This window comes from Granulicella sp. L60 (assembly GCF_009765825.1).
Classification (GTDB): Bacteria; Acidobacteriota; Terriglobia; order Terriglobales; family Acidobacteriaceae; genus Edaphobacter.
Map to the genome: position 1 here is coordinate 156,930 of NZ_LMUR01000022.1, position 20,708 is coordinate 177,637.

At 58.7% G+C, this 20,708-nt stretch carries 17 protein-coding genes and 1 tRNA gene; 4 read left to right on the plus strand and 14 right to left on the minus strand.

The annotated features are described in order from the left end of the window. Positions 1-211 precede the first annotated feature (211 nt). The 3 genes from GSQ82_RS21695 to GSQ82_RS21705 all read left to right on the plus strand — a co-directional run bounded on the left by GSQ82_RS21695 (position 212) and on the right by GSQ82_RS21705 (position 3,556). The gene (locus GSQ82_RS21695) at positions 212-2,923 is read left to right on the plus strand and encodes a ribonuclease R family protein (protein WP_158794383.1); all 2,712 of its coding nucleotides are present in this window, start codon (positions 212-214) and stop codon (positions 2,921-2,923) included. Between the two features lie 183 nt (positions 2,924-3,106). Continuing rightward, positions 3,107-3,379: an oxidative damage protection protein gene (locus GSQ82_RS21700; protein ID WP_158794384.1), complete on the plus strand. Its 273-nt coding sequence runs from the start codon at positions 3,107-3,109 to the stop codon at positions 3,377-3,379. A gap of 100 nt (positions 3,380-3,479) precedes the next feature. Continuing rightward, positions 3,480-3,556 (plus strand) — tRNA-Pro (locus GSQ82_RS21705). Positions 3,557-3,671: 115 nt separating this feature from the next. Here the strand turns inward: GSQ82_RS21705 and GSQ82_RS21710 are convergent. After that, positions 3,672-4,511: a hypothetical protein gene (locus tag GSQ82_RS21710; RefSeq protein WP_158794385.1), complete on the minus strand. Its 840-nt coding sequence runs from the start codon at positions 4,509-4,511 to the stop codon at positions 3,672-3,674. Between the two features lie 497 nt (positions 4,512-5,008). Further along, positions 5,009-5,809, minus strand: a complete 801-nt coding sequence (locus GSQ82_RS21715) for a hypothetical protein (RefSeq protein WP_158794386.1) — start codon at positions 5,807-5,809, stop codon at positions 5,009-5,011. A 386-nt stretch (positions 5,810-6,195) separates the two neighbouring features. On the opposite strand from GSQ82_RS21715, the gene GSQ82_RS21720 reads away from it, so the two are divergent. After that, positions 6,196-6,879 (plus strand): helix-turn-helix transcriptional regulator, encoded by a 684-nt coding sequence (locus tag GSQ82_RS21720; RefSeq protein ID WP_158794387.1) that lies wholly within the window; start codon positions 6,196-6,198, stop codon positions 6,877-6,879. A gap of 113 nt (positions 6,880-6,992) precedes the next feature. On the opposite strand, the gene GSQ82_RS21725 is transcribed toward GSQ82_RS21720, so the two are convergent. The 12 genes from GSQ82_RS21725 to GSQ82_RS21780 form a co-directional block, all read right to left on the minus strand. Next, on the minus strand, positions 6,993-7,445 hold the full coding sequence (locus tag GSQ82_RS21725) for a hypothetical protein (protein ID WP_158794388.1): 453 nt from the start codon (positions 7,443-7,445) through the stop codon (positions 6,993-6,995). Next, the gene (locus tag GSQ82_RS21730) at positions 7,442-7,723 is read right to left on the minus strand and encodes a hypothetical protein (protein WP_216847153.1); all 282 of its coding nucleotides are present in this window, start codon (positions 7,721-7,723) and stop codon (positions 7,442-7,444) included. The genes GSQ82_RS21725 and GSQ82_RS21730 overlap by 4 nt, the downstream gene beginning before the upstream one ends. 90 nt (positions 7,724-7,813) lie before the next feature. Next, entirely contained in the window at positions 7,814-8,470 is a 657-nt protein-coding gene (locus tag GSQ82_RS21735) for a DUF2589 domain-containing protein (RefSeq protein WP_158794389.1), read from the minus strand. A gap of 41 nt (positions 8,471-8,511) precedes the next feature. Further along, positions 8,512-9,069, minus strand: coding sequence for a DUF2589 domain-containing protein (locus GSQ82_RS21740; protein ID WP_158794390.1), 558 nt, complete (start codon positions 9,067-9,069; stop codon positions 8,512-8,514). A 181-nt stretch (positions 9,070-9,250) separates the two neighbouring features. Further along, positions 9,251-10,687 carry a hypothetical protein gene (locus GSQ82_RS21745; RefSeq protein ID WP_158794391.1) on the minus strand — a complete coding sequence of 479 codons (1,437 nt, stop codon included), beginning with the start codon at positions 10,685-10,687 and terminating at the stop codon, positions 9,251-9,253. Positions 10,688-11,043: 356 nt separating this feature from the next. After that, positions 11,044-11,445: a hypothetical protein gene (locus GSQ82_RS21750; RefSeq protein ID WP_158794392.1), complete on the minus strand. Its 402-nt coding sequence runs from the start codon at positions 11,443-11,445 to the stop codon at positions 11,044-11,046. Between the two features lie 47 nt (positions 11,446-11,492). Then, complete coding sequence (locus tag GSQ82_RS21755) at positions 11,493-11,825, minus strand: hypothetical protein (RefSeq protein ID WP_158794393.1); 333 nt, start codon at positions 11,823-11,825, stop codon at positions 11,493-11,495. Positions 11,826-11,858: 33 nt separating this feature from the next. Further along, positions 11,859-13,427: a hypothetical protein gene (locus GSQ82_RS21760; RefSeq protein WP_158794394.1), complete on the minus strand. Its 1,569-nt coding sequence runs from the start codon at positions 13,425-13,427 to the stop codon at positions 11,859-11,861. 23 nt (positions 13,428-13,450) lie between these two features. Further along, the gene (locus tag GSQ82_RS21765; RefSeq protein ID WP_158794395.1) at positions 13,451-14,440 is read right to left on the minus strand and encodes a hypothetical protein; all 990 of its coding nucleotides are present in this window, start codon (positions 14,438-14,440) and stop codon (positions 13,451-13,453) included. A gap of 214 nt (positions 14,441-14,654) precedes the next feature. Then, on the minus strand, positions 14,655-16,721 hold the full coding sequence (locus GSQ82_RS21770) for a hypothetical protein (RefSeq protein WP_158794396.1): 2,067 nt from the start codon (positions 16,719-16,721) through the stop codon (positions 14,655-14,657). Next, positions 16,718-18,523 carry a hypothetical protein gene (locus GSQ82_RS21775; RefSeq protein ID WP_158794397.1) on the minus strand — a complete coding sequence of 602 codons (1,806 nt, stop codon included), beginning with the start codon at positions 18,521-18,523 and terminating at the stop codon, positions 16,718-16,720. The genes GSQ82_RS21770 and GSQ82_RS21775 overlap by 4 nt, the downstream gene beginning before the upstream one ends. 7 nt (positions 18,524-18,530) lie before the next feature. Beyond that, on the minus strand, positions 18,531-20,696 hold the full coding sequence (locus tag GSQ82_RS21780; RefSeq protein ID WP_158794398.1) for a hypothetical protein: 2,166 nt from the start codon (positions 20,694-20,696) through the stop codon (positions 18,531-18,533). Positions 20,697-20,708: the final 12 nt, after the last annotated feature.

The window sequence follows — 20,708 nt, forward strand, 5'->3', positions numbered from 1 at the left end:
CCGCCTGCTCGGCGGGAGGTCACTTCGTGACTTGTATACCCCTTCGGTGGGTCCTCCCGTTGGTCGGAATCATGATTGTGCCGACCAGCGGGAGGAGATAGGGTGCTTGTGGCGCCACGATAAGGTATACGCGTCACGAAGTGACCTCTCGCCGAGCAGGCGGCCCGTCCGGCAGGACATATCTTTCCCACAGCTTGTATGCTCGGAGGGGATGGCACAGACTCCGTATCCACAGACCGACCGTGCGCTGATGCGATTGATCGAGCGCTCGCCCGGGCATCGAGCCGGGTATAAACAACTGATTCGCGAGCTGGGGTTGGGCGGAGGGCGCGAGCGGCGATTGCTGCTGGAGCAGCTGGCGCGCATCACGGCTCGCGGAGAGCTGGTGAAGACGGATGTTGAGCAGTGGAGTTTGCCTGAGGCGACCCCTGAGAAGACGAAGCGGGTGAAGCGCGGCGATGTGGAGATGCCGGTGGAGCATCGGGCTACGCGTGACCATCTGGTGGCGGGGCGGCTGGATCTGCACAGGGATGGGTATGGATTTGTGCGGCCGAATGGGAGTGTGGATCGGGCAGACGATCTTTTTATTCCACCGAATGAGTTGAACGGCGCGATGCAGGGCGATGAGGTGCTGGTGGATGAGGCTCCGCCGGGACGGGATGGGCGGCGGTCGGGGCGCGTGGCGCGGGTGCTGAATCGGCGGAACCCGACGGTGGTGGGGATCTTTCACTATGCGCGGGGGCATCGGCGGAGCGCGTGGGAGAGTGCGCCTGTGATCGATGGGAACTATGTGACGCCGCTGGATGAGCGGATGACGCAGCCGATTCTGATTCCGGAGGGTGCGGAGGCGGCGTCGGTGACGAGGGCGACGCCGCATCGCGTACTGGGGGAGGAGGCGCAGGCTTCGCAGGTGCATTGGTCAGAGGAGCTGGATCCGCATCGTCCGCTGGAAGGGCTGGCGGTGGATGTGGAGATTACGGATTTTCCGACGGTGGGGCGGGCTGCACGGGGGCGCGTGATCGAGGTGTTAGGGCCGCCGGATGCGTTTGGCGTGGATGTGGAGATTATTATTCGCAAGCATCATCTGCCGCATGTGTTTCCGGCGAATGTGCTGGCGGATGCTACGGCGAGTGCGGCGCAGACGGTGGAGACTCTGGATGCGAAGGAGACTGGACAGCGTAGGGACTTTCGCGGGCTGAAGATTGTGACGATTGACGGAGAGACGGCGCGGGACTTCGATGATGCGGTGTTGGTGACGCCACTGGTGAATGGGAACTGGGAGTTGCAGGTTCATATCGCGGATGTGAGCCACTATGTGAGGCCGGGGACGGCGCTGGATCTGGAGGCGCGGCTGCGCGGGACTTCAGTTTATTTTCCGGATCGGGCGATTCCTATGCTGCCGCCGCAGCTTTCGAGTGGGATGTGCAGCTTGCGGCCAGATGAGGATCGGCTGGTGCTGAGTTGTTTGATGGAGATTGACGGGCGCGGCGAGGTGCTGGGGTACGAGGTGTGTGAGGGGATTATCCGCAGTGCGAAGCGGATGACGTATACGCAGATTCAAGGTGTGCTGGATGGGAATGCAGAGACGCGCGCGGAGTTTGCGGAGCTGGTGCCGGAGTTTGAACGGATGTATGAGCTTGCGCTGAAGTTGAATGCGAAGCGGCATCGGCGGGGCTCGATTGATTTTGATCTGCCGGAGCCGGTGATTCAGTTCGATCCGGATGGAAATATGGAGGCGATCGTAAAGTCGCAGCGAGGCTGGTCGCATCGGCTGATTGAAGAGTTTATGCTGTCGGCGAATGAGTGCGTGGCGACGTGGATTGAAGCGCAGGGTGTGGCGAGTGTGTATCGGATTCACGAGACTCCCGATCCGAAGCGGATTGTGGACTTTGAGGAGACGGCGAGCCAGTTTGGATACTCGCTGGGGTTCAGTAGTTTGCCGGTGAAGCGGATTCAGACGAAGGGCGATCGGCGCGATGCGTGGGGGACGAACCGGACGGCGAAGACGCATGAGGTGGCGGAGGCGATTCCGGTGACGCCGCAGATGTACCAGAAGCTGACGGCGAAGATTGCGGGGAAGGCGGAGGAGAGGATTCTTTCGTACCTGATGCTGCGGTCGTTGAAGCAGGCGCGGTATAGCGAGAAGAATGTAGGGCACTTTGCGTTGGCGAGTCCGAGCTATACGCACTTTACTTCGCCGATTCGGCGATATCCGGATTTGATTGTGCATCGGCTGCTGCGGGAGCTGATTCAGAGTGGTGCGGATGCGCGTGGTGCGGCGATCTTGTCGGATGGGCCGCAGCCGTGGGGAGAGAAGGCGTCGGTGAAGGGGCGTTCGGAGAGGGTGGAGAGGCCGGCGTTGGAGGGGCCGATTCCGGAGGAGGAGCTGGGTGCGATTGCGGCGGAGTCGAGCCATGCAGAGCGGCGGGCGGACGATGCAGAACGTGAGTTGATGGAGTGGAAGAAGATCAAGTTTATGCAGGACCGTGTAGGGGAGGACTTCAACGCGATTATTCTCTCTTGCACGAAGTATGGATTTTTTGTGGAGCTGAATGACTTGTTTATTGAAGGCCTGGTGCCGCTGACTTCGTTGCAGGATGATCGCTATATGTTTCGCGATACGGACCGGCAGATTGTGGGGACGCGGAATGGGCGAGTATTCAGGATGGGGCAGCGGGTGCATGTTTTGCTGGACCGGATCGATAGGCAACAGCGGCGGTTACAATTTTCGTTGCTGCCGGGTGAGGAGGATGTCGAGGTTGCGCCGCTGTCGCTGCGGAGGTCGAAGCCTTTTGCTGCGGGGGCGACGGCTGGTGGGGGTGGGGAGCGGACGCATTCGAGTCCGAACCGGTCGGGGAAGAAGGGGAAGACGAAGTCCAAGGCGCGGGAGCGGAATAAGAAGGCCAAGGGGAAGCGGAAGTAGTTATGTGGCAGTCGCTTCGGTGCTGCTTGGAGTTAGCGTGGCGATTGAGAACTCGTTGCGGACCGTTGTGGATGCGAGGGTTGCGGCGGCGATGTCTTAGGCAAATATCATGGCGATGCCTCCGTGGTGCGCATTTGTCGGTACGGCATCGTAAAATAGAAGTTCCAAAGGAGCTAAAAGAGAATGGCACATATGGTTTTCGATACGAGATTGAAGGCGGAGATGGAAGGGCTGGACGAGCCTCCGTTTGATTCGGACTTTGGGCAGAAGATTTTTAAGAACGTCTCGAAGAAGTCGTGGGGCGAGTGGGTAGAGCGGCAAAAGATGCTGTTGAATGAGTATCGTCTGCAGCCGTGGACGCGTGAGGCGCAGGAGTTTCTGGTGGAGCAGATGAACGCGTTCTTCTTTGGCGAGGGTGGAGAGTTGCCGAAGGAGTATGTCGCGCCGAGCCACTAGGGATTGCGTGCGTTTCACCGGAGGGTGGGACGTTCGTGTACACTTAGGACTGCAATATACCCCGCCGTCTCCCGCCCTGGGATGACGAGCAAACCATAGTCGGGACGTGGCTCAGCCTGGTAGAGCGCACCCTTGGGGTGGGTGAGGTCGCTAGTTCGAATCTAGTCGTCCCGACCATTATTTCAATCGGTTAGCATCTAAAAGTGGGTCCACTAAGGCCAATAGCGATTTGCCTCATTTCTATGCCTTGATCCACATCGATGCTATAAGACCAACGACCCTCCGACCATGGTCAAGCTTTATCGGGCACGGGCGCATCACCTAGCGTGGTTCGTCTCGGATGTTGTTCGCTGATGCCGCCCACAGCAGACTCCGCGCCAAATAGCGACTCGACGGCTGAAAGCAGACGCGTCAGCACCCGATACACAAGCGACGATGAGAAGCCGCCCATCAGGGCTAAGAGCGGCTGATTGAGCGAAGACGTCATCAGATCCGCGTGATTTTTCTGCAAGTAGTGGAAGAACAGTTTTGACAGCAACAGCCCAGAGATTACTCCCAGCACAAGCTGCACCCAATAACTGCTCACGTACCTCGGGTCGTAGGTACCTCCCGATACATACCGGTTCAACTTGAACAATGCTGCAAACGAGCTTCCCACCGCACTGGACGCGATAAGAAAGATCTCCGACAGCAACAATGTGAGCCCGGAGCCCTCGATCAAATCCTGCTGCATTACCTTCTGATCAATCTTGGGCGAAAGCGAGCAAAGGAGCAGCACGGCGGTTGATAGGCAGGCCACGAAAAGCATGTGACGCATGATCGAAACCGGGACCAGATGCGACAATCGCGGATGCCGCTTCTCTTCGCGATACAGCTCCAATACCGCACGCGGGGTGGAGGGATAGATAGATCGCGAAAGCGTCGCGTGGTATTGTGCGAGCCGCTCCACGTTGACTTCATGTGTCTCATACGCGAGCAGCACGCCGGTGGGCAGTTGCAGGCCCGCTCCCATGGCATAGAGTGCCATGGCCTGCACTTCCTCCGTCACGCGCCGACGCAACTCCGACCCTTGGCTGATCGAGGCCGCCGGGTCAACAATTTGTGCCTGTGGCCTCAAAATCGCTATCCGCATGCACACTCACTCTGCCGGCTGGAACTTGAAGCACCCCTGCATGACGGAGACCGGTACGTGCTGGACCACACAACGCAGTGGCTTGTCTTGCTCGGGAACAGACCACACCCGGTATTGATTCTCGATAAGGCACGCGCTGTCGGCAACAGAAGCACCATGCTCAAAGCCAGGCTGGCCCGCTATCAGCTCCTTCATCCCTTTTAGAGGGAGTGGATAGTGGATCCACAGGGAGCACAGTACATCGACCACTAGCAAGTTACCCTGCGCGTCCCTTTTCTCAGCGCTGTAATTCGACTCTTGTGTCGCGTCACCTCTGCGCACCAGAGCCGTATACTTAGGCACAGGTGTGGCTTTTAGCCTGTGCTGCGCTCGCGAACTGACTCCGGCTTCCGCCATGAGGATCAGTGCGCTCGACGCCAACACTATCCTTTTCCAGCTAGCTCTCATTTCTTCTCTCCTTTACAAGGTGGATGATCGTATCGATCCTACGGTGCGCTTCAGGCGAGCCCTGAGTTGAACAACTTCGCTTCGCGCTCGCGGCGCGCCTGCAGTCCAGGCAAAGCCGGCCACAAGCGCTTCATGCTCAGAAATGCCGGCGCAACATCGTTCAGCCGGCCCTCGCGAATGGCCTCGCGGATATCCCGCATCTCCTTGCGGCTGTCGCCTTCCATCGCAGCGCCGCGATTGTAAACAAGGCTCAACAGAGCACCACGCGATAGCGGCGAAAGCACCTCCTGGCCCGGAAAGCTTTGCTGTACCTTTGCAAGCGTTCTGGGCAGCGTCAGACGTGTAAACACACTCCAAGCCGCCAACCATGGCACTCTGATCATGAACAGCGCCCTTGCACCATCGGCATTGCCCGGCCGGCCCGCCCACGGTGCCAGTGCATCGATCGATGTTTGTGAAAGCACCTCGCTCCAGTCTGACCTAAAGCTGTCGCGTGCAAAGCGCAGGTCATAGCCAATGCCGATCGTGATGCCACTCTCACCTCCTGGAAACGCTGGCGAGGCATTGCGCGTTTTGTATAGATTCAGACTGCCTACTTCTTCGCGCGCGATGAACGTGATAGCTAAAATATCGACTGTCGGCAGAGGCTCGGGCTGCTGCCGCAGCAGATCATCGAGCTCGTCGTCGTACTCCGTGCGAGGCGCAATCCTCATCTGCCCACAACAGGAGCTCAGGGCTGCTAAGCAGCCGCGTCCGAAGATGCCATCTTCGTCCAGCAGGCTGCCCATCTTGTTCAACTGCCGTTGTGCCTGGCGGACCTGTTCTCCTTGATCTCCCAGCCGCAGAATCATCGCAAGTCTCCCTTAGGCAGCGACAGAAATTCGCTATGCTTCTGTCGATTGCTTGCTCAACATACGGTCCCCTCGTATGTCAAAGCCCCCTGCGAATGGGGAAGGCACGGGAATATTGTGTCTGAACAATCCCAGCGACGCAGCTGTGGATCTCTAGCGTATTCTCGGCGGACATTCCCCAAATGGGCACTGCATGAGACTCGACGCTGCAGTATTCCTGTCGTTGGTTGCGAAGTTCAACAGGGGTCCAAAGATTTGTACAGCCCGCTGGCACTCGCGCGACCTCTGGTCCTTGCAGGTCCTGTTTTCCTTGCGATGGCTCACTGCCGTCAAAGGGATTTTCTCTCCGGGTCTAATGTCACGACATAGCTGAGTAGAACGGACATATGACTCTTACACATGAGAACTACCTGCCTAAGAATGTATTCCACCGAAGCGACATGTCCCAAAATTCGGGGGACGCTAACGATCTGCTCTGGGGCTCGCTGCTCGATTCAATTCCGGTCGGCATCATCACGCTCGATGCCGATTCGTTCGTTCTGCGCCGCAACTCTACGGCTGCGGCGCTACTCGATCAGGAAGATGGTCTTCATATTTATAAAGGTCGCCTACGTGCTTCGACGGCCCATCACAGCTTCATGCTGAACTCAGCCGTGCGGCATCTTGAGCGCCAAGTCGCCTCGACAACACAGCCCACATTCATTACCACCTTGCAGGTGCCGTGCCGGATCTCCGACCGCGGGATCGATGTTGTGCTCAAGCGCGCTCCACGGGTGGAGTCTGGCAACACCCAAGCTACCGTCGTGATCGCATATGTTTTTGATCCTAACCGCTGTAAGCCGTCTTCGCCGGAATTGATCGCGAGTCTTTATGGCCTCACGCCAGCAGAGACAAAGCTCACGATCCACCTCATGCAAGGACATAGCCTGGAGGAGGCGGCCGGCCTGCTGCGAGTAAAGAAAGACACTGTGCGTAAGCATCTGCAGGCGATCTTCTCCAAAACCCGCACCTCAAGGCAGGCCGATCTCATCAGGCTCCTGATGATGGGCGCTGCTCAGCTGGAGGTCTAACTGGGGAGCCTGGGCGACATCGAGCTCTCGCAACCGGCGCAACTCCTCGTCCTCCAGGCAAAGGACCAGGATCACCGGGTCCGGTGGCCGCTTACGGAAGAAGGTGCGTAGATTCAACATTGCTTATCTCGGCTTAAGGTGAAGGTGCGGAATATGTGCCCGTCGATGAGAATCGCGCCTTCCCCATAGCCGCGGCCAGGGCACGATATCTGGACGACACGCTGTCTGGATGCGGGGTGAGGCTGCCAGAAGCATCGTATGCGCTGCCACCAGGTACGCTCCGGCGGCAAGTCCTCCTTGAGCACCATCTTCAACTCAAGCGTGAGCTTCTCCACCACGGGCTTGGCACGGCCGTGCGTCGAAAGGCAATTGGCCAAAGCAGCATCCTGTGTGTACTGCTGCCCGGCTTTGTTCCGTAGAACCACACAGACGTCAGGCTGCTGCAAGTTCTCGGAGGCGTGGTTCGCCGTGCGCTGGTAGCGCGCATCGAGCCGGGTCTGCGCGCGTTCCACGTGCCCGCACACATACGCGGCAAGCACATCGAGCGTGAGCTCCAGGGTTCTCATGGCTGCGCCTCCGGTAACCACAATGGTCGGCGCCTGAAGCCGATGTGGTAAGTCATCGCCTGCAGCACCACCTGGTGCTCACCTACGTTCAGCACCGTGAACGCTTTCTCGATGCCTAGAATCCTGCCCTTGGGACTGTCACCAAGGCAGCGGTTCAGCAATGCCATCGCAGCGTGTGCTTTCACTTCAAATTGGGGTTGGTCCGGATTGTTGGAGCCGACCGTGATGCGATGCACAAAACCTATCTCACTCAGGTCGATGGTCGCTGCTTCTGCCACAAAGTCCTCCGACGGCTCGGCTCAGGCCGCAAGCCAAAAACCATAGTGCGTTGGCCCGGGAGCTGCTTACGATGCAACTCCCGGGACCCTTTACGGCTTACCGTCATTCCCAGTTGTGCCGCTACTCGACTCGAGTGCCGGCAGCGTGCTCGGAACAATCGCGCTGTGCATAATGTCGAGCACACGTGCCAGGCCTTCCGGCATGCCGTTGTCCACCGCATGCACTTCCACGTGATATTTAGCTGACTGATCGGTCGAGCGCGTGTTCTCTTTATGCGAAGAGACCGAACCCGAGATGTTCACTGAAACTGAGACGGGACCCCAACCAATCTTCGCCTGTGCTTCCAACTTGGCTGAGGCGTCGAACGACTCTTTGGACGTCTCCGAGTTCTTCACTTCCATATCGAACACCACGTCCACAGAGTTGATACTCAGGCTTGGCACCTTCACGATCGCGAGCAGTGGAATATTCATCTCCACGTCTTCCATCGGCGCCAATGCGCCCGCTGGCAACGGCTCCAAGAGGGCCTTCGCACGGCGGAACTTAAAGTATGCCGTGCGAACGTCACCTACCCCCGAGGTCTTGGCCTGGGCCTCCGTCGGCGGAAGGAAGCCGATCACCTTAATAAAGTCCGCGGTTGCGTTGGCCAGCTTCACTTGCGCATCGCTGGCCGCCATTAGAGGGCCGCCGATTAAATCTGCCATCGGCAAGCCCTTGAACTGATCACCCATTGCTGGAACTGCCATTGTCTTTGTCTCCTCGATTTAGTTTTTTAGTGCGGGCCGGACTAGCTCGGGTTGGAGTCAGGTCCTGCCACATCCGCAACGCCAATGCGTTTGTTCAGTTCCAGCATGAGGCGTTGAATTCCTTCAGTCGGCTCCTGGCTAGTCACCTTCAGTACCACCTTGCCTAGGGCATCTCGGGTTGCTGTACGCGGGCTGTTCATGTCGACCATCATGGCTCGCCGCGGCTTGCTTTCGTTGCCCACTGCCGACATCGCCGGTGATGTGTATTGCCGCGGCGTATCGGCCGTCGGCTCATACTCCTGTACGACATCATGGATATCGCCAAGGTCGACATCCATCGTGATCTCCATGCTCTCGATTGCGAGCCGGTTAGCCCCGACCAGCGTCAGAATCGGCACCTGCAGTAGCATCTCTTCGCCGGGAGGAGCACCCAGCCGATTGGAAGGCACGCGAATATCCAAGGTACGCGGCCGGCGATCCGCGTCCAGATATTGTGACAGCAGCCCGGCCTGATACACCTCAATCTTGTCTTGCGCGCTGATCACCGCGCTCGCAACGGCATCGATCAGCGCTTCCAGTTCCACGGGTTCCTGTGCCATAGCACGTTCTCCTTGTTCAAGCATCGGTCTGCGAACTCTCTCTACACGCTAGGACCTGGGCGCGCACATTGCATTCCGCAAACGGGGCAGGATTTCTAACGAAGGTAGCGACAAATATGGCCGCTACATGAGCTCCTCCTACAGAGATCACGCAGCGGCCATCAAGGGCCGGCATGGCGTGCTAGAGACTCAGCTGATTCAGATCGCCGAGCTTTTTCAATTGGTCATCGGTGTATGGGTTCAGAAAGGTATCGGGCCGTGTGGTCGTATCCGTATCCCACCACAACTTGGTACCATCGCATCCGGGCTTTGGGCGGGCGCCGATCTTCATCGTGTCGTTCACGCGGTCGGCGTCACCCTTATGCCAGGTAAAGGCGTCCAGTAGCAGGTTGCAGCAAATACGTCGTTTGGCCGGAGTAGTCTGATTCGTATCTGCCACCTTGATTTTCAGCGCAGCGAGTGCGGGCTTGTGGTTGTCGGTTATCCAGCCATCCGCAATCAGCAGGTCCAGCGCGGCTATGCCCTCTTTTATCCATCCGGCCACAGCGTCGGACCAACGATTGTTCGCGAGCTCGAAGGCGGCGATTTGGTCATGATCTTTGTCGATGGGGGCCAGCACGGGTGAAGGATTGTTGCCCTGCACGTGATACAGCGGCGCCCACGATTCGGACCTGCCCACATGCGAGGCGGAAGGTTCGAAGCCGTTCGCAATCATGAAGAAGGTGCAGCCCATGCAGGATGCCAACTTGAAGGTCTGCGCTCCGATCGACATCTCGTACGGATGACCTTTATGGGCACGGACGCACTCGTAAACCGCGCGTGGCAGACCATGCGTGTAGCCGACCAGATCCGTACCTTTGCGGTTGTCACTGCCCATATAAAACTTCATGCCCTGGTTCTGCAGGTCCTGCTGCATCGCCGCCTTATCGCCGATCATGCCCCAGATCCAAGATTTGTTCACGGGCGCTGTCTGGGCGCTGGTTGAATCCTCGCCATACTTTGGACTGGTTGAGGGTGGGCACCAGCGATCTCCTACCTGCCCATTCAACGGTGCGGGATAGAGCTGGCTGTTCTCCTTGATCGTTGTGCGTACGGTGCTCATCGCGCTCACGGCATCTCCCTGCTCATCAAGCACGAGACCGCAGTAGGCGCCGCGACCGATGTACATATCGCCCACATCGGTGCGGTTTGTCGGCGTCTTCGCATTGGTAAGGTACTTGCGCGCAAACTGCTTGAACGCTGCGTCCAGCGTCAGATCCAGCTGCGACGCCGCTGGACCGCCCGCAATCATTCCGCCCGCCGCGAAGGAAGGGGTAAAGCCCCACGTGAGTGGTTTTGCGTTGTCAGCCGTGAGGTAGTTTCGCACCGCCTGGTTGACCCTGGTGCAAAGCTGATTATGCTTTTCCATCGCCTTCCTGTCGTCGGTCGTGCGAGCCGGCCGCTGGTCGCCCGAAACGGGCTTGAGCGTCATCTCCGGCTCCATTGCTACTCGCCACGGCTTATTTTTCCTTGCGAAGTCTGCCGCCAGCCCGACAAATGCTGCGGTGAAGATTACATCCGCCTCGTACTCTGCCGAGGTTCCCGATCCCAAGATGCTGCCTGTTCTATTCCATGCCATATCCGTCGCTCCTTATAGCTCGGCATCGACTCTTGCCAACGTAATTCACGTGGCAAATCTTAGCCGGCAGACCCGAAGCTAAGCGGTACCGGTGGTTGCGTCATTCCCCAAACGGGGACACTTGTGGGCTGCGTTTCGCAGCTTCACAAAATTCGTCCTCGAGAGATGGAACCGGTAAACTCCCTCAGCGGAAGACACCAATGGGCACTCTACAGAAGACGAGGGTAAGCCCATGGGAGCGACGGTGGTCAGGTTAACGCCGGGCTTGATGATATTACTCATCGAGGTATCTCAGGTTGAAAGAGTGGGTGTCGTTGGAAGGATCCAGAGCGTGCGACTCGTGCGGGCGGACCCGGTCACGAGGTAGAAGGAGGGTTGGAGCGGAAGGCGTAGCTCGTGGGGTTGGGATTGGAGGCTGAGATGAGAACTTGCTCGCCATCGAAGAGGAAGTCGACGATGCTGTGGGTGTTGAGTTGGTCGTCCATCGGTGATCCGCGCCTGACGACGAGGTCTCGTTTGCCGACGGCGGCTCCGTCCGTGATGAGCTGAGTCTCGATGCCATTGAGATAGATGTCGGTGGCGGAGCCGTAGGTAATCTCCTGCTGGCTGAGGTCCTCGCCGGTGACAGCATCCGGGCCGGCGGCGAGGGTGAAGTCCTGGGTTCCGGCGGTGGCCGCGGGATCTTCCCCTTTGCGGATGGTGAGGATGACACGGAGTTCATGTCCGGTGTGGTTTATGAATAGTTTCTTTCCTGGCATGGTGTTGCTCCTTTTCCTTCGAGGGTAAGTGCTGGGTAAGGGGTATGTCAGTGAACCTGACGGGTGGATATGGCGAAGTTGTTATTGCTGAAGGTAAAGTCGACACCATTCCTGGTATTGAGCTGATTGTCGAGCGGGGAGCCGCGAAGGATGACGATGTATTGCACGTTGGTGAGATCGCCATTTTGTACACCGGCGAGCTTGATTCCGTTGAGATAGATGTTGCTGTAATCGCCGTACTCCTGCCACTGGGACTGACCCGGTGGGAGAGTGAAGGACTTGGTGCCGGCCTGGTTGTGCGGATCATCCCCGGCGCGAATGACGAGGGTGACCGCCATGGTGAGGATGCTCTGGTTGGTGAATAGTTTTCTTCCTGCCATGAGTGACTCCTTGGGTTGATGGAGCGTTGTGGTTTACGAGCATGGATCGGTGCACTTCTGGATCGTGGAGCGCAGGATCATGAGTGTGGGGTTATTGCCTGGGACCATAAAGTTGCCACAAGCTTCGGAGCCGTCGGTGTGAACGACATGGACGCTATAAGGCAGCGCATCGGGTGGCTGATTGCCGAGGATGATGTCCCGTATGGAACGTTGAATGGAGAGGTCGGTGGACAACTGATCGGTGGTGAGCGTCACCTGCTTGCCGTTCGAGAAGCTTACGTCCAGCTGGTGGATGGAGGGAGGTCCGGCGAAGATGGCGGGGAGCGTTTTGATTTCGAAGGTCAAGGGGTAGGTGTTGTTGGTGGTGGTGTCGAGGATGTCGTCGAAGAAGGACTCGTTCTTGTTCGCGGGCAGGCGGCCATTGAAGTTGACGCGGTCTTTGTATCGCCCATCGGCGAGCTCGATATCGATCCAACCTACGAAGACGAGGTTTCCAGGCGCGGTGGAGAAGATGGCGGCCCAGAGCGCGCTGAACTGCTTGAAGTTGAGGGCGAGCTCACAGCGCAGGCCGGTGGCGAGATTGATCATGGCCTGAGGCTGTATGGAAAGATTGCTACCGGTCCCCTCGGCGTTGGGCAGGTACTGGGTGAAGGACATTTTCACGCCGTGGCCGTCCTGGAGGGAGATCATCTGGGGCAGGGTACCGACAAGAGCTTTCAAGGACTCGGCGGCGTGCTGGATGCGCGCCGCGTCGACGAGGGGGTTGCCGAAGAACCGGAAGGTGGCCTGGGTGTCAGAGACGGAGCCGGTGGTGGCGGAAAACTGGAGGAGCGAGATGGTGGGGGAGCCGTCGGGACCTTTGGCAAACTCGAAGCTGTCAGGCACGTAGAAGACGCGGGTGCGGTCCTGGTTGTCCTGATAATAGTTATAGGCACGGTCGTTCCAATTGACCTGCCGCTGGACGTAACCGGGGAGGGGTGGAACCCCGACGTTAGCCTCGTAGACACAGTTGAGGATGAGGTACTGGTTGGGAAAGTCGGGGTCGCCACTGGAGACTATCCCGAAGAAGATGGATGGATCGTCGAAAGACACGCTGAAGAGGTTGTCGATGCCCTGCTTGATCGCGGGGTTTGTCCAGTTGGCGATGAGGAAGGCTTCTGACTGGAGGACGGCGAGCTTGACTGGCTGGATGACCCGGATGGAGACGTTGGGGTTGGTGTCGAAGAGGGCGGTGCGGGTTCGCTTGAGTTGGTCACCGGCGAGTTTGGTGGAGAGCTGGACGTTGGTGCCCTGCGTGGTCACGTGGAGAGGGATTTGCGAGGCAGCGGCATCGCTGGGGTTAAGGACGAGCGCGAAGGAGGTGCCGGCGGTGATGGGTTTGGCGCCATTGCGATCGCCGGCGATATTGGCCGGGACGGTGGCCTGCAGATAGACGGTGAAGGTTCCGTCGTCGGTGAGAGAGGGAGCGAAGAACTCTTTGCCGTCAGCGTGCTGGGCGGCCGAGGTGTAGGTGGGCAGAAAGTACCTTGTGTCGGAGACATCGGTGAGGAAGTTGATTGAGGCGAGATCTGTCGAGGGAAAGAGCAGGGCACCGTCAAGCAAATTTTTACGGACACGGCCCCTTTCTACAGAGATGGATTGTGGGATGGGCATTCAGGCAGTCCTTTCAGGGCTGGAGGTGGGCAGAGCGAAAGCTGAAGGGTGGGTGGAGCTTCGCCATCGATGGAGACGGTGAGCATGTTGTGGAAGAGGGCTCGTTCCGAAAGGTCTGGGAGGGACTGGGTGAGGTTCGCGTAGAAGGTGATGGCTTCGTTGGGATGCGGGTGGGCGGCAAGAAATTTCCTGCGGAGATAAAGGTCTGCGCCGGCGAGCTGGGCAGCGTGGACAAAGAGGGAGAATACGGGCTGGGCGCCGCCGGGGAGGACGGAATAGCTGAAGCCGTAGGTGGCTTTGGGAAGGCCGTCAGGGTGGTAGCCACGACGAAAGGAGAAGCGGCAGAGGGCATCGGTGAGGTCGTCCAGGCGGTGGGCGAGGCCGAAGGGCGCGAGCAGTAAGACGAGGGACCGCGCAGTGAGGCTGCCAGGCTCGAAGTAGAACTCGCAACGCGGGGAGGCGGGAGAAGCGGCTATCATCACGAGACTTGCGGTGGCAAGGTGGGGAACCTGGTACTGGTCGAGAAGCGCGACGGTTGGGGGGGACGAGGGAGAAGGAGTTTCGGCGTAGATCTTGAACCTGACGGGGGACTGGGCCTGGAAGGGGAGGCGAGCGCCGAGCCATGCTCCCCAGCGCAGGGCAGCTCCGGTTTGCAGCGTGGAGAAGGAGGCGGCGATGCCCTGGAAGGGCGTGTCGAGAGCTGCGAGGACAGAGGAGAGACCCTGGAGACGGGCGGCGGGTTGGGCAGCAAGCTCCATGGTGAAACGGAGGTCATTCGTGGCGGGGTTGACGGCGAACTCAAGGGGGTCACCGTTACGATTGAGAAGGCCGTGGGATGGAGCGTGGTATGCAAGGACGATGCGCGTGATGCGGGTGAACTCTTCCGTGGCGCTGAGGCTGACGTGGGAAAGGACACGTTCGGCATGGGCGAGGGCGGAGAGGGATAAGTTTGCGGTGGGCATAGGGTGTCGGAGCCGGTTCGATGATGCGGGTGAATTGGAACTGCATTGGAGGTGGACCTGGAGGCTGCGACCCATCGACATGTTATGGGCCTGCGACCTGAAGGAAAAGGATCTAACGCAGTTGTTGAGGCTGCGTGGTGCATCCTGAGGGAAGGGCACGGCGGGTGGCCGTCCCTTCCGCAGGACGAGTGGCTGAAGAGACCATCACCGGAGATCAGGCTTGGGGCTTGATGATCCTGGTGCTGCCTCCGCTGATGGTTCCGGTGATGGGATCGCCCGAATCAGGGATGGCTTCATAGTTGGCTTTCACATCGGTCTTGCGAGGGAAGGACTTGACCGTGGGGATGTAACGCTCGACCTTCTTCTGGCCTTTCTCCAGGGTGAACTGATCTTCATAGGTGAAGGCGCCATCGGTGTAGGTGAGGATGACGTCCATGGAATCGCTCTCGAAGCCGGCAGTGAAGTAGACGGGGATGTGGTCGGCGAAGCGATCGATCACATAAAGCTGTTTTTCCAGCAGGACCTCGGAAGGAAGCGAGTAGACCGGCTTGTTGGACTTGCGAACGTCGACGGTGTAGTGGATGGGCGAGGAGGCGAATTTGGCGTCTCCTCGAATCTTGAGGGTTTGGGGATCTTCCTTTCCGTGCTGGATGACGACACGCTTTTCGCCAGTCCACTTAGGGCTGGTGAAGGTGACGACGACCTGGTCGTTACCCTCCCAGACGAAGTTGGCGGCGAGCTGGACGGTGAGGGTGATGAACTCAACAACGGACTCTGCCATGGCGGTGATGAGGCCTTTGTCGCTGCGGCCGGCGAGGCTGTACTGGAAGATATCTTTGTCGCTCCGCCAGTCGCTGGTGGGCTTGAAGACGAAGTCGGCGGTGTATTCGATATCCGAGTCGCCCTGGGCATCGTATTGGAAGGGAAATGGATTGGCGCCGGTGGTGGTGCCGGCATTGATGGTGAGGTTCTGGGTGGTCTGTTTGTCCTTTGGGGCGCCCGCAGGGTATTTGGCCTGGACGTTAATGGTTTGCAGGCCCATGCTGGCGAAGTCGGCATCGGTGGGAACGGAAACGATGACTTTGTAGGGCAGGCCGAAGGGGTCTTGCGTACGGTTGACCTGGGTGATGTAGTCTTCGGCTCTGTCACCCTTTTCAAGGCCCACGAGGGCCTGGGGAAGGACGTGGTAGGTCTTGGCCTTCTTTTCGGAGTAGACGAAGTCGATGGAGTTGACCTGCTTGCCCTGGTAATAGGAGGCGCGGATATTGACCTTGGGGATGAACATGGTGGCCGCCTTGACCACTTCCTTCGTGGCAGTGTCCTTTTCCTCGGGAGTTTTGGCGGTGCCTTCCTGGTCGACCTTTTCGGCAGCAGCCTGCTCGAGGTCTTTGGATTTCTGGACGGCTTCATCGACCTGTGGGGCTTCTGCGAGCGGGTTCCAGTTGTTGGCACCGCCGCCGAGCTGAACTTCAAAGAAGTTCTTGAGGACGTAGTCGAGGAGGATTTGCTGGGCCCACTTGAGACCATCCTGCTGGTCGTCGCCGGTGAAGTTCACGACCTCGATCTTGAGGTCGGTCTTCTGCATGATTTTCTGCCACTGGGCCTGGATGCCGAGATCGAGAATGAAGGCCTCAAGCGGGATCTGGGTGCCGATGCTGAGCTTGAAATCCTGGATGGTCTTTTCAAAGGTGCCGGAGACGGTGAAGGTAACCGACGGACGCATGGCGAGGAGCTCCAGGCGATAGGTCGCAGCAATCGAGGGCGACTTAGACTGGATGGCGGCCTTCATCGCGGCAGCAAGCTTGCCTTCCTTGGTGAACCTGACGGAGCACACAGCGGCGTTATCGCCGACCAGGGAAGAGGAGCCCGCGTTCCAGACGAGTTGCTCCTTGGACTGATAAAGGACAGAGGTGTCCTTGGCCATCTCCGCGGCTTGCGCGGCGACGGGTCCGAGGACGGAGAAGTTGACGGTGCCGCCGGTAAAGGGAACGGAGGAGAGCGCGAGATTGCGGGCGTTCGCTCCCCACTGGGAGACGATTTGTGACTTGATCCTATCGAGTGTGGCGTTGGGGACGGCGGTGTTGACCTCAAAGTTGAGGAAGCCGGTGCCGTCGGAATCGGATTCGGAATCGGTGTACCAGAGATAGGAGAGGAGCTTCCTGTTATTGCGCTGGGCGAGGTTGATGGTGCCGGGAACGTACCAGAACTGGTCGGGGGATACGTGGTCGGGGTAGATGTCCACGCCGTCGATGGTGAGCTTCTTCTTGTCGATGTAGATCATGAGTTCTCCTTCAGTGCGGGTAAAGCGAGGACGACGTCAGCCTGTACGGTGCTGGCTGATGTGGACTGGATGGCGCCATTGCTGGTGCGGAAGCTTGCGCGGTATGTGATTTTTCGGCTTTCCGTAAACCAATAGACAAAAGGCGAGGATGGGGAGGAGGCGGAGAGAGAGAGCCTGGCTTTTTCGCAAAGCTGGGGGTTGTCGGGAGTGAGGTTGATGATGACGGTGACCTCGGGGAACGCGGTCCAGTCGAAGCTGTCGCTGACACGGAAGATTATGACGCGACGGGTGAAGGGGTTGAGATAGATGGTGGGGCCCGAAGGCAGACCGTTGAGGGTGACAGGGGCGGAAGAGTTCGGGGTGCAGGTGGCGGTGTAGGTGAGAGCATCGAGATCGTCCGGGGAAGGGATGAAGGCCTCTATAGAGGCGGTTGTGGATTTGCCGGTGAGGGTAGCGGTGGCGGGCCGGAAGCGGAAAGACGAAGGGCCGGTGAGGGTGACGGTGACAGACTTCACCAGGTACCAGGGGAAGGATTTGTCGGTGGTGATGGTGTAGAGCTGTTGCGTGTAAAAGGTGGAGGGAAGGATGTCGATGTAGGCCTGGTCCGGGCGGATGGGAAGTACAGGGGAGGTGCAGGTGTCTGAGCGATCCTTGAAGTAGACGGTGCACTGGTAGGTGTAGAGGGTGGTGTTGCCAGGCTCGCGGACAAGGTCATAAAGCCATTCGTCGGCGGACTCTTTGAAGAGATGACTGACGCGGTTGTTGCCGGCAGCGGTGATGGAGACTTCGACGGCATCCAGTACGTGGCTGTTGAAGTCTCCATGGCAACGAAAGGTAAGAGGCTGCTTAAAGGTGGTGCCAGTGGCGAGCTCGACGTCGGGGCGTGTGGCAAGGGCCTGGGTGAAACCGGCAAGCGCGCCCTGGATGAAAACTTTGCGAGCGACCACACCGCTGATCCGCATGTTGGTATCAAGACGGCGCGTGATGGTCTGGAGGTCATGAACGGTGCTGCAGCCGAAGCCGAGGAGCCAGTTGCCGTTACCGCTTGCCTCTGGCGCGGGAGCGAAGGCAGGAAGCGGGACCAGTATGCTCTGGAGGCTTTCGATGAATGCTTCGCGGAATCCGGCGGGTGGGGTTTCTCCGGTGAGGTTCTCCTGCGAGACACGAATAACGCCGCTGGCCTGGAGTTTTTCGTAGGTGTCGATTTTTTCGACGCCGAGGAAGATGACGTTGGCGGAACAGTTTTTCTGGAGCCAGTCACGGAACTTAGTGGCGTCGAACTCGATGGAGAAGTTGTACTCCGGCCGGAAGGCCTCATAGGACAGGCCATAGACGATCGAAAGAGGGGGTGCGGCGGTGGGCTTTGGCTTCCTGAGCAGGAGGTACTGGTCTACGGTGAGGGGAAGGGACACGACGGCCTGGTTATCACCGAGGAGCGATGGAATTGTGAAGATGGGGCTACCGCCGATGAGCGCGGTGGCGACGGTTCCGGCGGTCCAGGGGATGGGAACGAGCTGGATGTCCTGGCCGGGATAGCGGAGTAGGCTTTGGGCTTGAAGCTGACGGGTTAACTCGGCGAGGGTGGCATCGTCCGGGCGCAGGGTGACGACGATGGATAGCATGCCGGCATAACCGCCGGAGGGCTTGTCATAGTGAACGAGGGTGAGTTGATCGACGCCGCGAACCCGAGCCACCGCAGGAACGGTGGAAGCGTAGTAGAAGAGCGTGGGCAGGGCAGCGTCGCGAAATGCTACGACGCTGCCGAGGCCCTGAAGCGCTACCGTTTTGTTATCGATAATCATGGTTGGGTTAGAGTTTCTTGACGTGATCGGCATAGACAGTGATGGACGCCTGCTGCTCCAAGGGGTCCGCGTTGGCACCGCTTGGGTCGGTGATTGTGTTAGTGCCGGAGGCCGTGGTGGCTTGCGCCCTGATGATTTTGAACGCGCTGCCCTTTTCGCTTTGGCTGGGGACGTTCCAGGTGAAGGCGCCGCCATTTTTAGCGGCGTCCAGTTGAATGAGCTGGCTGAAGATGCGGTCGGGGCCAGAGTTGCGGAAGGTGTATTCGGCGCGTAGCTGGGCCTTGGTAACGGCGGGATCCAGGATGAACTCGATGGGATTGGTTATGTTGCCGAGGGGATTTCTGAGAGTGATTTCGGCCTGACCGTGGTCTGGAATAACCTGGACTGCCTCGCCGATGATGGGAGCGCCGGCGGTGGGGGTCAAGGTGACCTGATAGGTGAGCTTGTCGGTGATCGGCTTGCCGAAGGGCTTGGCGACCAGAACATTACCACCGTCCCGGTTGAGCTGGAGGGTACGTTTCCAGGTACCGTAGGTGAGATCAACCCTGGCGCTGCTGATCACGTCCCAGGGGAGATCGATCGCGCTGAGGGAGACGCTCAAGACACCGATATCAACACCGGAGAGTGAGAGGTAATTGGCATTTTTCTGGGCGACATCAGTGACATTCATGGGTGCTGTCCCGTCGGTATAGGTGACCAGGTAGCTGTATTTCGTGCTGAGGTCCGGGTTGTTCTTGGCGAAGGTACCGGTGAAGGTCTGACCTGGCTTGGGATCGCCTCCGGAGAGGTACTCGATACTGCTGACCGGTTTCTTGCTGGCATCCAGCAGCTGGCCGTCGGCAAAGGTGAGATCGGTGATGACGACGCGATCGACGAAACGATCTTTTAGAAAGGAGGGACTGGGCGGTGCGACGGTGAGGTTGATGTTGACGTAGGGAACGTCGTTGAGATTGATGAGCTGGAAGAACTTCTTGATCGCGTCCGGCGGGACGATGCCATCGAGTTTGCGCAACTGGGCCTGGGGGAACTTAAGCATACTGACCGCCTGAGTGAGCTTGTAGGTTCTGACCTGAGTTTTGGCCTGCTTCAGCGAGCGAATGCTGTTGACGTCGAGGGTGGACATATCGACGCCGGGGAGCTGGGACTTGGCCATATCGATCATCTGCGCGGCTGCCCAATCCGTGAGCAGCTTTTGCACGTTATCGTTGTCGTCCTTTGAAGCGACGGCAGGCAGGACGATTACGGTGTTGCCGTTGATGGCCTCATCGAGTTCCCTGCTACGCGGAATCTCTTCTGTCCATTGGCTGCCCCAAGAGCCGGTATGCTTGCGCTGCTCGACTTCCAGCTTGGCGACAATGGACTGATCGAAGGTGACAGTAGCTTTCGCCTCAGGCAGGAGAGCGTCAAAGGTGACGCTGTAGACGACGCTGATGACACTGCTTCCACCCTTGGCGGCGTCATAGCCTTCCGGGGCTTTGAGGGAGGGATCAAGGGGCCAGCCACCGAGGCCGTGCCAGAACAGATTGGCACCGAGATCGGTGAGGTTGAAGGTGACGACGGCGGCGTTGCTGTTGATGAGAGAAGGCTTGGTCTTCGCGATGCCGGTGTAGGCCGGGTCTTTCGAATCGTAGGCATCCGAGCTGGGGAAGGCCTGGATGGTCACGGTGCCATCCTTGAAGGGGATGGGGCGAATGGAAAGACTATCGTGATTGGGAAGGAACTGGGTCCAGTCGGCTGTCTTGTCATATACGCTGACCCTGGCCGCGACTATGGTGTCGTTGAACCCGAGCTCGGTTTTCAGGGCTTGGACCCTGGCGGTATCTTTCGCGTCCGAGGCCTTGCAAAGCTCTAGCGTTTTCTGGGCGATGGTGATGGCGGTCTTATCACCAGTGAGCTCTCTGAGGATGGCCGACTTGACGTCGGCGTTGGTGGTATCCGGCATGGGGAGCGCGACGGTCATGGTGCAGACGCCGGCGGAGGTGATGCCGGTGCCGAAGTACCAGGTGAGGTTGAAGCTGGGGTCGTTGTGGCTGTCGGCGAGGTAGGTCGGGTAGTCGGCGAGGGCGTAGTAGATGTTCTTGTCTTCATCGTCAGGAAAGAGGGTGTAGTCGTAGGTTTTATTGAAGGCACCGGGGATGTTAGCGACTCGGACGGCGGGTGACATTTTCAGCATGGCTCGTGTTGC

Coding starts and splice junctions, on each gene's coding strand:
- GSQ82_RS21695 (WP_158794383.1), top strand. CDS start 212: ATGGCACAGACTCCGTATCCACAGACCGACCGTGCGCTGATGCGATTG.
- GSQ82_RS21700 (WP_158794384.1), top strand. CDS start 3,107: ATGGCACATATGGTTTTCGATACGAGATTGAAGGCGGAGATGGAAGGG.
- GSQ82_RS21710 (WP_158794385.1), bottom strand. CDS start 4,511: ATGCGGATAGCGATTTTGAGGCCACAGGCACAAATTGTTGACCCGGCG.
- GSQ82_RS21715 (WP_158794386.1), bottom strand. CDS start 5,809: ATGATTCTGCGGCTGGGAGATCAAGGAGAACAGGTCCGCCAGGCACAA.
- GSQ82_RS21720 (WP_158794387.1), top strand. CDS start 6,196: ATGACTCTTACACATGAGAACTACCTGCCTAAGAATGTATTCCACCGA.
- GSQ82_RS21725 (WP_158794388.1), bottom strand. CDS start 7,445: ATGAGAACCCTGGAGCTCACGCTCGATGTGCTTGCCGCGTATGTGTGC.
- GSQ82_RS21735 (WP_158794389.1), bottom strand. CDS start 8,470: ATGGCAGTTCCAGCAATGGGTGATCAGTTCAAGGGCTTGCCGATGGCA.
- GSQ82_RS21740 (WP_158794390.1), bottom strand. CDS start 9,069: ATGGCACAGGAACCCGTGGAACTGGAAGCGCTGATCGATGCCGTTGCG.
- GSQ82_RS21745 (WP_158794391.1), bottom strand. CDS start 10,687: ATGGCATGGAATAGAACAGGCAGCATCTTGGGATCGGGAACCTCGGCA.
- GSQ82_RS21750 (WP_158794392.1), bottom strand. CDS start 11,445: ATGCCAGGAAAGAAACTATTCATAAACCACACCGGACATGAACTCCGT.
- GSQ82_RS21755 (WP_158794393.1), bottom strand. CDS start 11,825: ATGGCAGGAAGAAAACTATTCACCAACCAGAGCATCCTCACCATGGCG.
- GSQ82_RS21765 (WP_158794395.1), bottom strand. CDS start 14,440: ATGCCCACCGCAAACTTATCCCTCTCCGCCCTCGCCCATGCCGAACGT.
- GSQ82_RS21770 (WP_158794396.1), bottom strand. CDS start 16,721: ATGATCTACATCGACAAGAAGAAGCTCACCATCGACGGCGTGGACATC.
- GSQ82_RS21775 (WP_158794397.1), bottom strand. CDS start 18,523: ATGATTATCGATAACAAAACGGTAGCGCTTCAGGGCCTCGGCAGCGTC.
- GSQ82_RS21780 (WP_158794398.1), bottom strand. CDS start 20,696: ATGCTGAAAATGTCACCCGCCGTCCGAGTCGCTAACATCCCCGGTGCC.